Source organism: Neisseria sp. P0009.S007 (assembly GCF_051962515.1).
Window position 1 is genome coordinate 1 of the sequence record NZ_JBQCVF010000596.1, and the last position, 956, is coordinate 956.

The following is a 956-nucleotide window of genomic DNA, read 5'->3' on the forward strand; positions in this document are numbered from 1 at the left end:
AACCCTAACTTTGAAACCCGTACCATTCCAAAAGTCATCGGCGGCCATACCCCTGCTTGTTTGGAAGTCGGCCTGGCGCTGTACCAACCTGCCATCGATAAAGTTGTTCCAGTAAGCTCCACCAAAGCGGCAGAGCTGACCAAACTTTTGGAAAACATCCACCGCGCCGTAAACATCGGCTTGGTGAACGAGATGAAAATCGTTGCCGACAAAATGGGCATCGACATTCACGAAGTCATCAATGCCGCTGCAACCAAACCGTTCGGCTTCGTTGCTTATTACCCAGGCCCTGGCTTGGGCGGCCATTGTATCCCTATCGACCCGTTCTACCTGACTTGGAAAGCACGCGAATACGGCGTAAACACCCGTTTCATCGAATTGGCAGGTGAAGTGAACTCCCACATGCCCGACTACGTTATCGAAAAAGTCGGCCTGGCTTTGAATGATCACAACCGTTCTATCAAAGACAGCAAAATCTTGGTATTGGGTATCGCCTACAAGAAAAACGTGGACGATATGCGCGAAAGCCCGTCCGTGGAAGTTATGGACCGCCTGCACAAACTGGGCGCAGTGGTTTCCTACTCCGACCCGCACGTTCCGGAGTTCCCGCACATCCCCGGCCACCACTACTTCGACCTGAAGAGCGAAGCGCTGACCCCTGAAACTGTCGCCCAATACGATTGCGTGGTTCTAACCACCGATCACGACAAATTCGACTATGACATGATTACCGAACATGCCAAGCTGATTGTCGATACACGCGGCAAATTCCCAGTGAAAAATCCTAAAGTCATCAAAGCATAATCTTGATTCAGACGCATCCGGCTGCCTCCGGTTTCCCCGACCGGGACGGCGGCCGGTTTCCCAAGGCCATTTGTTTTTTTCAGACGGCCTTGGCAAACCGGCAACGGTAACAACGCATCTCTTACGAAAAACGCTCAGCTCGAACTTCTGGC

At 52.1% G+C, this 956-nt stretch carries 1 protein-coding gene; it reads left to right on the top strand.

Features of this window, described 5'->3' with window-relative positions; genetic code table 11:
* Positions 1 to 804, top strand: an 804-nt coding sequence (locus ACTHS3_RS15045; RefSeq protein ID WP_440368374.1) for a nucleotide sugar dehydrogenase, incomplete at its 5' end; no start/stop codon positions are given.
* Between the last annotated feature and the right edge of the window lie 152 nt (positions 805 to 956).